The organism is Streptomyces sp. WMMB303, assembly GCF_029351045.1.
GTDB lineage: Bacteria > Actinomycetota > Actinomycetes > Streptomycetales > Streptomycetaceae > Streptomyces.
Genome location: NZ_JARKIN010000001.1, coordinates 2,435,332 through 2,449,287 on the forward strand (window position 1 = coordinate 2,435,332; position 13,956 = coordinate 2,449,287).

The 13,956-nt window shown below is 74.2% G+C and carries 13 protein-coding genes; 4 read left to right on the forward strand and 9 right to left on the reverse strand.

What is annotated here, in order from left to right; genetic code table 11:
- The first annotated feature begins 503 nt into the window (after positions 1-503).
- On the forward strand, positions 504-839 hold the full coding sequence (locus P2424_RS11005; RefSeq protein ID WP_276475579.1) for a hypothetical protein: 336 nt from the start codon (positions 504-506) through the stop codon (positions 837-839).
- 104 nt (positions 840-943) lie between these two features.
- On the opposite strand, the gene P2424_RS11010 is transcribed toward P2424_RS11005, so the two are convergent.
- Entirely contained in the window at positions 944-1,753 is an 810-nt protein-coding gene (locus tag P2424_RS11010) for an RDD family protein (RefSeq protein WP_276475580.1), read from the reverse strand.
- 217 nt (positions 1,754-1,970) lie between these two features.
- Positions 1,971-3,587: an RDD family protein gene (locus tag P2424_RS11015; RefSeq protein WP_276475581.1), complete on the reverse strand. Its 1,617-nt coding sequence runs from the start codon at positions 3,585-3,587 to the stop codon at positions 1,971-1,973.
- 554 nt (positions 3,588-4,141) lie between these two features.
- Between P2424_RS11015 and P2424_RS11020 the strand changes: the two genes are divergently transcribed.
- Positions 4,142-4,552, forward strand: a complete 411-nt coding sequence (locus P2424_RS11020; RefSeq protein WP_276475582.1) for an SsgA family sporulation/cell division regulator — start codon at positions 4,142-4,144, stop codon at positions 4,550-4,552.
- Positions 4,553-4,673: 121 nt separating this feature from the next.
- Here P2424_RS11020 and P2424_RS11025 read toward each other — a convergent pair whose 3' ends face one another.
- On the reverse strand, positions 4,674-4,937 hold the full coding sequence (locus P2424_RS11025) for a hypothetical protein (protein ID WP_276479182.1): 264 nt from the start codon (positions 4,935-4,937) through the stop codon (positions 4,674-4,676).
- Between the two features lie 78 nt (positions 4,938-5,015).
- Here P2424_RS11025 and P2424_RS11030 point away from each other — a divergent pair, with 78 nt between their 5' ends.
- The gene (locus P2424_RS11030; protein ID WP_346660077.1) at positions 5,016-5,471 is read left to right on the forward strand and encodes a helix-turn-helix domain-containing protein; all 456 of its coding nucleotides are present in this window, start codon (positions 5,016-5,018) and stop codon (positions 5,469-5,471) included.
- A 70-nt stretch (positions 5,472-5,541) separates the two neighbouring features.
- Here the strand turns inward: P2424_RS11030 and P2424_RS11035 are convergent, their stop codons facing one another.
- Positions 5,542-6,909: an FAD-linked oxidase C-terminal domain-containing protein gene (locus P2424_RS11035; protein ID WP_276475583.1), complete on the reverse strand. Its 1,368-nt coding sequence runs from the start codon at positions 6,907-6,909 to the stop codon at positions 5,542-5,544.
- Positions 6,910-7,001: 92 nt separating this feature from the next.
- Complete coding sequence (gene hppD, locus P2424_RS11040; RefSeq protein WP_276475584.1) at positions 7,002-8,162, reverse strand: 4-hydroxyphenylpyruvate dioxygenase; 1,161 nt, start codon at positions 8,160-8,162, stop codon at positions 7,002-7,004.
- A 150-nt stretch (positions 8,163-8,312) separates the two neighbouring features.
- On the opposite strand from hppD, the gene P2424_RS11045 reads away from it, so the two are divergent.
- Complete coding sequence (locus P2424_RS11045) at positions 8,313-8,792, forward strand: Lrp/AsnC family transcriptional regulator (protein ID WP_276475585.1); 480 nt, start codon at positions 8,313-8,315, stop codon at positions 8,790-8,792.
- 30 nt (positions 8,793-8,822) lie between these two features.
- On the opposite strand, the gene P2424_RS11050 is transcribed toward P2424_RS11045, so the two are convergent.
- The 4 genes from P2424_RS11050 to P2424_RS11065 all read right to left on the reverse strand — a co-directional run bounded on the left by P2424_RS11050 (position 8,823) and on the right by P2424_RS11065 (position 13,591).
- Positions 8,823-9,647, reverse strand: a complete 825-nt coding sequence (locus tag P2424_RS11050) for a S16 family serine protease (protein ID WP_276475586.1) — start codon at positions 9,645-9,647, stop codon at positions 8,823-8,825.
- Positions 9,648-9,728: 81 nt separating this feature from the next.
- Positions 9,729-10,373 (reverse strand): helix-turn-helix domain-containing protein, encoded by a 645-nt coding sequence (locus P2424_RS11055; protein WP_276475587.1) that lies wholly within the window; start codon positions 10,371-10,373, stop codon positions 9,729-9,731.
- A 610-nt stretch (positions 10,374-10,983) separates the two neighbouring features.
- A complete protein-coding gene (locus P2424_RS11060; protein WP_276475588.1) occupies positions 10,984-12,792 on the reverse strand; it encodes a DEAD/DEAH box helicase in 1,809 nt (602 codons plus the stop codon).
- 133 nt (positions 12,793-12,925) lie between these two features.
- A complete protein-coding gene (locus tag P2424_RS11065; RefSeq protein WP_276475589.1) occupies positions 12,926-13,591 on the reverse strand; it encodes a hypothetical protein in 666 nt (221 codons plus the stop codon).
- Positions 13,592-13,956 lie beyond the last annotated feature (365 nt).

Below are 13,956 nucleotides of genomic sequence, written 5' to 3' on the forward strand. Positions count from 1 at the left end.
CTTCAGAGCCCCCTGACCGTCCGTAACTGTGCCATCTTGTTGACCCTTTTGCGGAATTCCATGCGGTTTGTCGCGGCTGGTTGAAGGGGGGACTACTTTCGACGTCGCCATTGGCTCAACCGGTGGCGAGGGGGAGACGTGACCCGAATGCCCGGCTAAACGGAATCTTCAACTCCCCATCAGATAGCGGGTGCGAACATCGGTACGGGAGCATGCGCCGCGCATCGGGCCGTCCTCCGCCCCGCGTGCCGGACGCGAGCGGCGCGCGACCCTCGCAAGCCCCCTCAACCGTCCGCCAGTTGGGACAACCGGAACCTCGTGCGCCAGTGCGCCCCCCGTGCAACGACGGCGTGGGTCAGCTCACGCTTGCCGTGCTTTCCGCAAGGGCATGCCGGACCGTAGAGTCGTTCGATGGCGCCCCGTTTGTACCGAGGCAACCCGTTGCGCACATCGACCTGTTCATCCGTTCAGACCGTGCCCACACCCCCGAGGACGGATCCGCCATGCCGCGTCCGCACCCCGCCCAACTCGTCTACGGCTCGGCCACCGTCATCTGTGCCACGCTCACCATGCTGCTGCTCTTCGAGACGCGTTCGAGCGCCTGGATCGCCGTGATCGCGCTCGCATCCCTCGCACTTGGCCTGCTGGTGGCCGTGACCGTCCCCGCCGCCGGACCAACGCGGCGGCGGCGCCGGACCGTTGCCCGCGTCCCCGCGTCCGTCGGCTCCCGCGCGCCGGCCCGGCCCGATCCCGCCACGCGGACGGCCGCCACCACCGCCGCGCGGACGACCGCCGCGTCGGCTCCCGCCGCGACAGCGGGCCTGGGGGCGCGCAACTGACCGTGCTCGCCGCCCTCTCCGGATCCCCCGGCCGCCGCGCCGGGGGCTCCCCGAGCGCACCGGCCCGGGCCCGGACCGCGGAGCGCTCCGGGACGGCGGAGCCGTCAGTCCGCCGCGACCACCACCGTGCGGGCCGCCTTGTCGTGCAGGCACTGCTGATAGGGCTTGTCCCAGGTGCAGAACAGCACGTTCACCAGCCAGAACAGCGAACCCACGCAGGGCACCAGCGGAGGGATCTGGTAGACGGCCGCCCGTAGCCACCCCGGACTACCCGCCGGTACGGCACCGTTCTGCAGCATCGCGACCCGGACGCGCATCAGCTTCTTGCCGACCGTCTGCCCCGAGTTCGTCAGCATCAGCCCCTCGTAGAGGAAGTAGACGAGGGTGTAGCTGAGCTGCGGCCAGTAGTCGATGCCGGTGTCGGTCGAGTAGCCGCCCTCGACCACGCCCGCGATGATGCCGATCGGGATGGCGACCAGTAGCGCGTCGATGATCCGCGCCACCAGGCGCTTGCCCCGCGACGCCAGCGGCGCCATTCCCGCGAGCGGGTCCGCGGCGCCCGTCGGTCCCCCGTACGGGTTGTCGTAGGGGCTCCCGCCACCGCCGCCCGGCCCGCCACCGTAACCACCGCCGTAGCCGCCGCCGTAGCCGTCTCCGGGGCCGCCGCCGTAGCCGTCTCCGGGGCCGCCGCCGTAGCCGTCTCCGGGGCCGCCGCCGTAGCCGTCTCCGGGGCCGCCGCCGGCCGGAGGCGGCGGCGGATTGCCGTACGGCGTGCCCGGCCCGCCCGGCGGCGGAGCCCCGGAGCCGGGCGGCTCCTGCCCCGGCGGCTGTCCGCCCGCGGCGGGGCGCGGCGGCTCCTGCCCCGGCTCCTGCGGCTTCCGGAACGGATCGTTCTCCGGCTGGTCCGTACTCATGGCCCGAGTGCACCGCCCCCGGGTGCGCACCGCATCCGGGGCGGGCTGTTCGGGGGACGGAGAGGTCCGTCCGCCTCCGGCCCGAGCCGAACGGCGGCGGCCCTCCGGCTCCCGAGCGGCCCTGCCTCGGGGGAGGCCGCGGCTCAGCGGATGCCGAGCCGCGCAGGCCCCCGCGCCGGCAGGCCCTGCCCCCGCCCCTGCTCCGGCGCCCCGGCGGTCACAGCCTCAGCTCGCCGCTGCCCGCGCGCCCCTTGGCGACGAACGTCCCGGCCGCCTTGTCGTGCCAGCACTGCCGCCAGGGCCGGTCGAACAGGCACCACGCGGCGTTGACCACGCCGACCACCAGCAGTCCCAGCACCCCGTGCACCAGCCAGCGCAGCACGGCCTTGCCGAACGAGGGCTTTCCGTAGCCCTCGATGTTCACCACCGAGAGCCCGAACAGCTTCTTGCCCAGCGTGCGGCCCCAGCGGGCGGTCGGCAGCACCTCGTAGACCAGCCCGAAGACCAGCACGGCCGCCAGGACCAGCGCCAGATAGCCGCCCGTCGTGCCGTCGACGAGCCATACCCGCTGGGTGACGCCCGCCTGCTCCACGGCCTCCACCTTGGCGTCGATGTGGTCGATCGTCCGGTCCACGAACGGGAACGCGGCCCCCGCGGCCACCCCGAGCGTCAGCACGAGGTCGACCAGACGCGCACCGAGCCGCATGCCCAGCGACCCGGGCCGGGCCTCCTGTTGGGCGACCCGCGCGAACGGGTCGTCGGCGGGCGGCCGCCACGGAGTGACGGCGTCCTGCCCCGCGGGCTGCGGCCCGCCGGGCGACCCGGTCGGCTGCGACCAGGAGGGCGCGGCCGACTCCGGCAGCCGACCGGACTGCCGGCCGGCCGCCTGGTCCTGCCCCGGCCCGGGCACCGGAGCGAGCCCCGCCGGCGGTCCCTGCTGCGCGGGGAGCGCCACCGGGCCCGCACCGAGCGCCGTCTGCTGCCCGGGGCGCTCCGCCACGGCCCCGGCCGCCCCCTGCGCGGGGGCCGGGCGGCCGGAGTCGGGGGTCCGGCCGGGGGCGGGCGCGGGAGCGCCGCCGCCGGCGCCGGACGGGTTCGGCGCGCTCCGGTCGGGTGCATATCCGCCCGGGGAGGGGCGGCCGCTCTCCGGTGCCTGGCTCTGCGCCGGAATCGCCGCCGCACCGCCGGGAGGCGCGGACGCCGGGGCGGGCGCGGACTGCTCGGGCAGGTTCACGGCCGTCGGCACCGGACGGTCGGGGGCCGGATCCGGCACCGGAGCGGCGCCGGATGCCCCGCCCTCCGCCGGCGTGTCGGGAGCCGGCGCCGACGAGGCAGCCGGCGGGGCGGCGGCGTCCGCTGCCGGGGCCGGGCGGGCGGGCGCCCCGGCCTGCGGGGCGCGGTCGCCGGTACGGAGTACCTCGGAGCGGCGCAGTCCGACCGTCTTCTCCCGGCCGCCCGGCTGCGGAGCCTCAGGTGCCGGGCCCGGTTCGCGTTCGGTGCGCTCCGCCGCCCGCGCGTCGCCGCCCCAGTTGCCCCTGGGGTCGGCTGCGGGGGGACCGAAACCGCCCTGTGGCGGACCGGAGTGCCCCGGACCGGACTGCGGCGGGGCCGCCGGTCCGGGCGGTCCGCCGGACGCCGCGGGCTCCGGGCCCGGCGCCGGCCGCTGCGGACCGGGCCCGCTCCCGTCGCCGCCCTCGTCCAGGAAGACCGGGCCGGTCTCGTCCGCCGTCGAACGGCGGGGGCTCGGCGGGCCCGCCGGGCCTTCCTGGCCGCCGGTGGCGGGCGGGGCGGGAGCCGCCGCGGGCGAGGACGCCACGGGCGGCGGCGCGGGCATGGGTTCACCCTCACGTGGCTCGGGGCGACTGGTCCCGGGCACCCAGGACGAGCCGTTCCAGTAGCGGATGTATCCGGGGATGGACGGATCCGGATAGTACCCAGCACGGGGCACCTCACCATGAGTACCGGAGGGTCCCACAGCCCCCAACTCCCCTCACGCACGAAGCATTCGACCGGGCCGCGGTGGTGCGGCCGCACGGCCCGCCGCTCGCGGCGCGGCGGGCTCCTCCTCACCGTCCGGGAAGGACGGTAAGGAGGACAGTAACGAAGAAGACCGCGCGGGGAGGAAGCAGTCGCCGGGTGGCCCGCCTTCGAAGGACCCGCGGGCCACCCGCCGCCTGCGGTCCGACCAGGCGGAATCGCCCCCGGTCGCACTCCCGGAGCACCTTCGACGGCCCCAGGGAGGTCACCCGCGCGGGGTGCCCGGCGAAAAACTTCCGCGAACCCGTGTAAGAAACCGCGCTCTGCTGCCTCTTGTCCGGTGCGGGCCGCTTTCCGGCGGCCCGCACCGGGGATCCGGGGATCCGGGGAGCACACGAAAGGGCGCACAGTATGCACACCGTCGTCGAACGCGAAGTGGAGACGAGGCTCGTCCTCGCGCCGGAGCTCAGCGTGGCCGTACCGGCCCGGCTCAGCTACCGCACGGACGACCCCTACGCCGTCCACATGACGTTCCATATCCACTCCGCCACGCCCGTCCGCTGGACGTTCGCCCGCGAACTGCTCGTCGAGGGGGTGGTGCAGCCGTGCGGGGACGGCGACGTACGGGTGTGGCCGACCTCCGTGGCGGACCGCGACGTGCTCTGCCTGGCGCTGAGTTCACCCAACGGTGACGCGCTGCTGGAGGCGCCGTCCCAGGTGGTGTCCGACTGGCTGGAGCGGGTGCTGCGGGCGGTCCCGCCGGGCAGCGAGTCGGAGGCCCTGGGCCTGGACGAACAGCTGACCGGACTGCTGGAGCAGTGACCCGGTCGCGCCGGGGTGACCGGCGCGGCCGCGGCCGCCCGCCCGCGCGGGAAGCCTGGCGGGCGGCTGCCGGGCGCCCCGTCCCGGCGGGCCGGTCCGCCGGGACGGGGTGGGTGGGGGCTCAGGCGGCGGGCTCCGTCGACCGGACCGCCGGGCCGACCGGGCCGGCGGGGGTCGCGGGCTCCGCGAGGGCCGGTGGCGAGGCCTCCGGGTGGGCGGGGGCGGCCGGGGAGCGCCGCGTCCGGCACAGCAGGGCGGCCAGCGCGCCCGTGAGCATCAGTCCGGCGGCCACGTACAGGGCACGGTCGGCCCCGTGGGCGAGGGCCTGCGCGGGATCGGCACCGGGCGCGGTGGTGGACACCGCGAGGGTGAGCGAGAGTCCCATGGACGAACCGAGGTACCGCGCGGTGTTGTTGGCCCCGGAGCCCATGGCGGTCCGGTCTGCGGGGACGAGCGGTGGACCATGCTGGTCGTGCGCGACGCCTTCTACGGCGTGCGCCGCTACAGCGACTTCCTCGCGCACCTGGACATCCCGCGCGCCGTACTCTCCACCCGGCTGCGCACCCTCACCGAGTCCGGTGTCATGGAGCGGCGCCGGTACGAGGCGTCCCCGCCCCGGGACGAGTACGTCCTCACCGAGCCGGGCCGCCGCCTGTGGCCGGCCCTGTTCGCGCTGCTCACCTGGGGGCAGCGGTTCGCCTCCCAGGGCGCCCCGGCGCGGCGGCTGTACGCGCACGCCGAGTGCGGGCAGGAGTTGGGCCCCGGCGGCGGGTGCGCGGCCTGCGGAACGGCCGCCGTGCCGCCGCAGGACGTGGAGGTGCGCCCCGCTCCCGGCACCGACGGCCCCACGGCCCGCCAGGACGCGGTCAGCCGCGCCCTGCTGCGCCCGCACCGGCTGCTGGAACCGCTGGAGCTGTAGGCCGCCTCATCAAGGCCCCGTCCACCGGCGGCACCCGGCGCTCGACGCCCGGACCGCCCTCGGCCGGTCCTCAGAACAGCTTTCCCGGGTTCAGAATCCCGGTGGGGTCGAAGGCGGCCTTGACCGCCCGGTGGAGTTCGAGGCTCACCTCGCCCAGCTCCCGCGCCAGCCAGTCCTTCTTCAGCAGCCCGACGCCGTGTTCCCCGGTGATCGTGCCGCCCAGCCGCAGACCCAGTTCCATGATCGCGTCGAAGGACTCCCGCGCCCGGCGCGCCTCGTCCTCGTCGGCGGCGTCGAAGCAGACGGTGGGATGGGTGTTGCCGTCCCCGGCGTGCGCGCAGACGCCGATGGTCAGTCCGTACCGCTCGGCGATCTCCGCGGTCCCCTCCAGCATCTCGGCCAGCCGGCTGCGCGGTACGCACACGTCGTCGATCATCGAGGTGCCCTTGACCGCCTCCAGCGCGGTCAGGGCGGCCCGCCGCGCCTGCAGCAGCAGTTCGGACTCGGCGGGGTCGGCGGCCGGCACCACCTCGCTCGCGCCCGCCGCCGTGCACAGCTCTTCCACGGCGTGCAGCTCCGGGGCGGGGTCGGGGGTGTCGAAGGCGGCGAGCAGCAGCGCCTCGGTGGTCTCGGGGAGCCCCATTCTCGTCATCTCGTTGACGGCGCGCAGCGTGGTGCGGTCCATCAGCTCCAGCAGCGCGGGGGTGTGGCCCGCCGCCATGATCCGGCACACGGCGTCGCAGGCCGCGGCGGTCGAGGGGAACTCCGCGGCGAGCGCGAGCTGCCGGGGCGGCTGGGCGCGGAGTCCGAGGACGGCGCGGACGACGATGCCCAGGCTGCCCTCGGAGCCGACGATCAGCCTGGTGAGGTCGTAGCCGGCCACGCCCTTGGCGGTGCGGCGGCCGGTGGACAGCAGCCGTCCGTCGGCGAGCACGACATCGAGGCCGAGTACGTATTCGGCGGTGACTCCGTACTTGACGCAGCACAGGCCGCCGGAACCGGTGCCGATGTTGCCGCCGATGGTGCACGTCTCCCAACTGGAGGGATCCGGCGGGTAGCTCAGGCCGTGCTCGGCCACCGCGCGGGAGAGCCGGGCGTTGACGACGCCCGGTTCCACCACGGCGATCCGGTCGACGGGGTCGATCTCCAGGATGCGGTCCATCCGGACGAGGGAGAGCAGCAGACAGCCCTCCACCGCGTTGGCGGCCCCCGAGAGTCCCGTTCTGGCGCCCTGCGGCACCACCGGGACCTGCCGGGCGTGCGCGGTGCGCAGCACGTGCCGCACCTGCTCCACGGTGCGCGGCAGCACGAGCGCGGCCGGGCGGCCGGCGGGGCAGAAGCCGGCCGTGTCGGCGGCGTACGCGCGCAGGACGTCGGGATCGGTCTGCACCGCGTCGGCGGGGAGTGCGGACCGGAGCTGTTCGATGAGCTCGCTCATCCCCTCAGCGTCGCAGCGCACTTGCGCCCGGGGAAGCCCCGCAGCCCCCTGTGCTGGGGGCTTCCCCGCCCACCCGGCGCCCGCACGGCGGGCTACAGGTTGCCGCGGCGTTCCTGCTCCCTCTCGATGGCCTCGAAGAGCGCCTTGAAGTTGCCCTTGCCGAAGCCCATCGAGCCGTGCCGCTCGATGATCTCGAAGAAGACGGTGGGCCGGTCCTGGACCGGCTTGGTGAAGATCTGCAGCAGGTAGCCGTCCTCGTCGCGGTCGACGAGGATCTTCAGCTCGCGCAGCGTCTCGACCGGCACCCGGGTCTCGCCCGCCCACTCCCCCAGCGTGTCGTAGTAGGTGTCGGGGGTGTCCAGGAACCGCACACCGGCCGCGCGCATGCTCTTCACGGCGGAGACGATGTCGTTGGTGGCCAGGGCGATGTGCTGGACGCCGGAGCCGCCGTAGAACTCCAGGTACTCGTCGATCTGGGACTTCTTCTGGGCGACGGCGGGCTCGTTGATCGGGAACTTCACCTTGAGCGTGCCGTCGGCCACCACCTTGGACATCAGCGCGGAGTACTCGGTGGCGATGTCGTCGCCGACGAACTCCTTCATGTTGGTGAAGCCCATGACCCGGTTGTAGAACTCGACCCACTCGTTCATCCGGCCGAGTTCGACGTTGCCGACGCAGTGGTCGATGGCCTGGAAGAAGCGCCGCTCGGGGGGCTCGACGATCGGGTCCATGGCGGCGAAGCCGGGCAGGTAGGGGCCGTCGTACCCGGTGCGTTCGACCAGGGTGTGCCGGGTCTCGCCGTAGGTGGCGATGGCGGCCCGGACCACGACGCCGTGCTCGTCCTTGGTCTCGTAGGGCTCCTCCAGGCCGCGGGCGCCGTGCTCGACGGCGTAGGCGTAGGCGGCCCGGGCGTCCGGCACCTCGATGGCCAGGTCGACGACGCCGTCGCCGTGCGCGGCGACGTGGTCGGCCAGGAAGCGTCCCCGCTCGGTGGTGGGGCGGATGACGGAGGTGAACACGAAGCGGGCCGAGCCGGACTCCAGCACGTAACTGGCCGTCTCCCGGCTGCCGTTCTCCGGGCCGGCGTAGGCGACGGCCCGCATGCCGAAGGCCGTGGAGTAGTAGTGCGCTGCCTGCTTCGCGTTGCCGACGGCGAAGACGACCGCGTCCATTCCCTTGACCGGGAAGGGATCTGCCTGCCGTGCGGTCTCGGGGGTTGCCGGGTCGGTGGTCTTTCCGGATGCAGCAGTCATGGCGGCAGCGTCCCGCCAGTCCACAAGGTGCGCAATACTTTGCGTTTCAGCTGGGCAGATTGTTCAGTGGAACACGACACTGGTCGGACGATGTGTGCAATGTGTGCAGCACCTCCGCGCACTACGCCGACACTCACGGAGAGGCAACCCATGGGCATCGACCGACTGGACGGACGGCTGCTCGAACTGCTCGCCGAGGAGCCCCGGATCGGTGTGCTGGAGCTGTCCAGGCGGCTCGGCGTCGCGCGCGGCACGGCGCAGGCCCGGCTGGACCGGCTCACCTCGAGCGGCGCCATCCGCGGCTTCGGCCCGCAGGTCGACCCGGCGGCGCTCGGCTACCCCGTCACGGCCTTCGCGACGCTGGAGATCAGGCAGGGCCAGGGCGCGGAGGTACGGGCGCACCTGGCCGGCGTCCCCGAGGTGCTGGAGCTGCACACCACCACCGGCAGCGGCGACATGCTCTGCCGCCTGGTCGCCCGCTCCAACGCCGACCTCCAGCGGGTGATCGACCGGGTCGTGGGCATCGAGGGCATCGTCCGCGCCTCCACGGCCATCGTCATGGAGAACCCGGTACCGCTGCGCATCGTGCCGCTGGTGCGGCAGGCCGCGCAGGACTCCGCCGGGCGGTGACACCGCGGCGGGCCCCGCCGCTGCCCGCGGTCAGCAGGTGGGGACCCTGCCGTCGGTACGGATCTCCTCCAGCGCGTCCAGCGCGCCCTGGAGCGAGCCGACCGGCACCAGCCGCAGCCCCGAGGGCAGTTGCGCGCCGGCGTCGTCGCACTGCTCCTCGGGAACGAGGAACCAGGTCGCCCCGTCCCGCCGGGCCGCCTGCGTCTTGAGCGGGACGCCGCCGACGGGACCCACCTTCCCGTCCGCGTCGATGGTGCCGGTACCGGCCACGGTCCGGCCGCCGGTCAGCCCGGAGCCGGCGCCGTCCCCGTCCAGCTTGTCGATGATGCCGAGCGCGAAGAACAACCCCGCGCTCGGGCCGCCGACATCTCCCAGCCGCAGCTTCACGTGCACCTTCTCCGGGGAGCGGTGCAGTTGGCGCAGCGCAGCGGTGACCGCCTTGTGCTGCGAGTCCTTCATCTCCGCCGAGATGCGCTTCTCCGCGTCCTCGGTGTCCCCGCCACCCGGGTAGACGGCGTCGCGGGGCATCACGGCCCGGTCGTCGCGAAACCAGGCCCGCAGCACGCCGGGCAGCCGCACGGTGGCCTCGGGCCGGGTCGCGGCGATGGTGACCGACAGCAGCCGCCCCTGGTCGCTCCCGTGCGTCTCGGCACCCTCGACGGTGATCACGGGCTTGCCGTCGCTGCGGCCGAGCACGTTCGCGGTCTCGCCGGGCTGCGCCAGCGAGAACGGCAGCGGAGCGGACAGCGCCACGACGAACAGCAGGACGACGGGCAGCGCGCACAGCGCGAGCGTGCGGCGGCGGGTACGGCGCGGGCCTTCGGTCCCCGGGGCGCGGGTGCTGGATGCGGACACCCCCGCAATCTACCGACCGGGGCGCGGGCCGGTACGCAGACCCCGTGCGGGATCCCCGTACCGGTCCGCGCCCGGACCCGCTCAGCGCAGCGCGGCGGCCGCCTCGTCGGCGGCCCGCACCACCCGGTGACCGACCTGCTCGGGCACCGACTCCGACAGCATCACCACGCCCACGCTGCCCTCGATCCCGTTCACGCCCAGCACCGGTGCCGCGGCGCCGCTGGCCCCCGCCTCCAGCTCCCCGTGGGTGAGCACGAAGCCAGGTCCGCGCTCGCTGTCGGCACCGCGCCCGGCGAGTATCGCGCGGCCCGCGGCACCCCGGTCGAGGGGATGGCGGAACCCCGTGCGGTATGCGACGTGGTAGTCCGTCCAGCTCGGTTCGACCACCGCGACGGCCAGGGCCTCGGTGCCGTCGACGAGGGTGAGGTGCGCGGTGGCGCCCACGTCCTCGGCCAACGAGCGCAGCGCCGGCAGCGCCGCCTCCCGGACCAGCGGATGGACCTGCCGCCCCAGGCGCAGCACCCCGAGCCCGACCCGCGCCCGGCCACCGAGGTCGCGGCGGACGAGGGCGTGCTGCTCCAGAGTGGCCAGCAGCCGGTAGACCACGGTCCGGTTGACGCCGAGCTTGTTGGACAGCTCGGTGACGGTGAGGCCGTGATCGGTGTCGGCCAGTAATTTGAGGACACGCAGACCTCGGTCGAGCGTCTGAGAGGTTTCCGCTGTCACGACGCCCCCTCCCTCGGGTGAGTGACGGCAGCCGCGAGGGCGGACGCGTTCGAGAGCCACCTACCCCGGCCCCCGGCCTGGGTCGGCACCCCGAGCGCAGCGCTGGAGGCCGCCGGTCGCGGTGGCACTGGAAAATGCTGTTGCCCGACGAGCTGGGCAAACTGAGTGTCAACGGGATAACCGGCCGCCCGTGGCACCTCGCCACGGGCTGTGTGTCCGGGAAATTTAGCGAGCAGCACCGCTCACCGGAAGAGTCTGTCCAGAATCCGGGCGCCGCCTGACCGCCTTCGCCGCAAACGTCCCGAAGGTACGGACTCGTATTCCTTTCGGAACGCCTTCTACCGCCCGGAGCGCCTTCCGGGCGAATTTCCGGGGAGTTTCCGGACGGTTGCCGAATGAATTCCTGCTTTCCGGCCGGATCACCGGACGGTCGACCGGCCGAACGGATTCTGCGGGGGCTCCGAAAACGGCGCACGCCGGCGCGCGACCGGAGGCCCCGGGCGCCGACATCCGGCATCGGGGTGTCCGAGCCCGGGCCGTCCGGACCGCCGGCCGCCCACACCCGGGGGCGCGCGGTGCCCTCCGCACCCGGCGGGCCGTCCGGGCCCGGTCAGCTCATCCGGGTGGCCCACTCCCGCACCTTGGCGATGCGGGCCTCGATCTGGTTCGCGGTCGCCTCCGCGCTGGGCGGCCCGCCGCACACCCGCCGCAGTTCGGTGTGGACGACCCCGTGCGGCTTCCCGCTCTGGTGCACGTAGGCGCCCACCAGGTTGTTCAGCGTGCGGCGCTTCTCCAGCAGTTCCTTGTGCGTGACCACGGGCCGCTTGTCGGCGGGCGTCTCCAGCAGGTCGGCCTCACTGTCCGGCCGCTTCCTGCTGTGCGCGATCTGCCGGGCCTGCCGCTTCTGCAGCAGCATCTGCACCTGGTCGGGCTCCAGCAGCCCCGGGATGCCGAGGTAGTCCTGCTCCTCCTCGCTGCCCGGATGGGCCTGCATGCCGAACTCGGCGCCGTCGTACATGACCCGGTCGAAGACCGCGTCCGACTCCAGCGCCTCGAAGGGCAACTGGTCCCCGTCGGCGCCCTCCTCGTCCTGCTCCCGCTCCGCCTCCTTGAGCAGGTCGGCCTCCTCGGCGTACGGATCGTCCTCGCCGCCCTTCTTCGGCTTGTCGAGGACGTGGTCCCGCTCGACCTCCATCTCGTTGGCGAAGGTCAGCAGGGTGGGGATCGTCGGCAGGAAGACCGACGCCGTCTCACCGCGCCGCCGCGAGCGGACGAAGCGGCCGACGGCCTGCGCGAAGAAGAGCGGAGTGGAGACGGTGGTCGCGTACACCCCGACGGCCAGCCTGGGCACGTCCACGCCCTCGGAGACCATCCGCACGGCGACCATCCAGCGGTCGGCAGGATTCTCCGAGGTCCGAAATTCCTCGATGCGCTGCGAGGCGCCGGTGTCGTCGGAGAGCACCACGGTCGGACCGGTACCGGTGATCTCGCGGAGCAGCTTGGCGTAGGCGCGGGCCGAGTCCTGGTCGGAGGCGATGACCAGGCCGCCCGCGTCGGGCACCGCCTTGCGCACCTCCGTCAGCCGATGGTCGGCCGCGCGCAGCACGGCGGGCATCCACTCGCCGCGCGGCGCCAGCGCCGTACGCCACGCCTGGGAGATGGCGTCCTTGGTCATCGGCTCGCCGAGCCGGGCCTCGATCTCGTCCCCGGCCTTGGTCCGCCAGCGCATGTTGCCGCTGTAGGAGAGGAAGATGACGGGCCGCACGACGCCGTTGGCGAGCGCATCGCCGTACCCGTAGGTGTAGTCCGCGACCGACCTGCGGATGCCCTCGCCGTCCTCGGCGTACTCCACGAACGGGATCGGGTTGGTGTCCGAGCGGAACGGCGTGCCGGTCAGCGCGAGCCGCCGGGTGGCGGGCTCGAACGCCTCCTGGCACGCCTCGCCCCAGGAGCGGCTGTCCCCGGCGTGGTGGATCTCGTCGAGGATGACGAGGGTCTTGCGCTGCTCGACACGGTTGCGGTGCAGCATCGGCCGCACTCCCACGCCCGCGTAGGTGATCGCGACCCCCTGATATTCCTTGCTCAGCGGGCCGGCGCTGTAGTCCGGATCCAGCTTGATTCCCACCCGTGCCGCCGCCTCGGCCCACTGCTTCTTCAGATGCTCGGTCGGCGCGACGACGGTCACCTGCTGCACGACGTGATGGTGCAGCAGCCACGAGGCCAGGGTGAGCGCGAACGTCGTCTTGCCGGCGCCCGGCGTCGCGACGGCCAGGAAGTCGCGCGGCTGCCGCTCCAGGTACGCGTCCATCGCCGCCTGCTGCCAGGCCCGCAACTTGCTGGCCGTGCCCCAGGGGGCGCGGCCGGGGAAGGCGGGCGACAGATGGTGGTTGTTGCTGGGGGTGGTGGGGGTGGTAGTCACGGTCTCCGGGGCGACGGGGATGACGGCGGGATCGGGCACGGCGGCGGCCTGCGCGGCGTAGCCGCGCCAACCCTACCGGGGCTGCCGGGCGTCCGGAGCGGCGCCGGGTGGCTGCGCCCGACGGCCCGCCGGATCACCGGGGCCGGGCCCGGGAGAAGTGGTCCGGCCTGCCGTTGTCCCAGTCGAGCGTGAGGCTGTGGCCCCCGTCGCCGAGCATCGCCCGGCCGGTCATCGCCCTGCCCCGGCAGCTGCCGCCCAGCCGCAGGCTGCGGCTGACGGTCCCGGAGCAGCGTGCCCCGACGCCCTGCACCGTGTAGGAGCCGCCGGTCACGGTGAAGGTGACGGCCCGGCCGCTGACGCGGTACGGGAAGTACCAGGTCCCCTGTACCGCGTCGATCCCCGCGCCGGATGCGGTACCGCGCTCCCGCGGGGTGCCGCTGCCGCCGGGCCGGGCGCCGCCGGTGGCGGTGGCGCCGGCGGGGGATGCGGGAGGGGACGCCGGGTCCGCCGGACGGCCGGACCCCGCCGCGGAGTCCTCGATTCCGGGGGACGCCCGGCCCGCGGAGGCCGTCCGGTCCGCGGGGGCGGCCGAGGCCGCGGCTGAGTGCGCGGAGGAGGCGGCCGGGCCCGAGGGGCCGGGCCGGGCGCCGGACGGGCCGGCACTCCTGTCGGCGCCGCCGGTCGGCCGGGCCCGGTCGGTGGCGCCGGGATTCTTCGCGTCCTCTCCGCCGGCGCAGCCGGACAGCGCGAACGCCAGGACCGCGGCCGCACCGGTGACGCGTGGGATTCTTCCCCGCACGAGCATTCCTGCATCCTCTCTGCTGGTCATCCGCGAACAAGGGCTTCCGCCCGGAACGGAATCCTTCCCGTGGAGAGCGCCGGGCCGGCCCTGACAGTGCCGTCGCATCCGGGCGGAATTCCGCGGAGTGCTCCGGATGGACGGCACGGCGGCGGCCGACCGGTGCTTGGTCCCGCTTGGCAGCCGACCGGGCCGCAGGGTGGTCTCCCGGTAGCCGCGAGGTGGCCGTCCGGTGCGACTTTCGACAACGAACCGGCTGTCGCGGGGCAACCCTTCACGCACCTCGCAGGTCTCACGGACGACTGACCAAAGCCCCGGTCCCGGTCCGCCCCCGCAGGCTCAACTCCATTTGCTCTCCCTGCCGC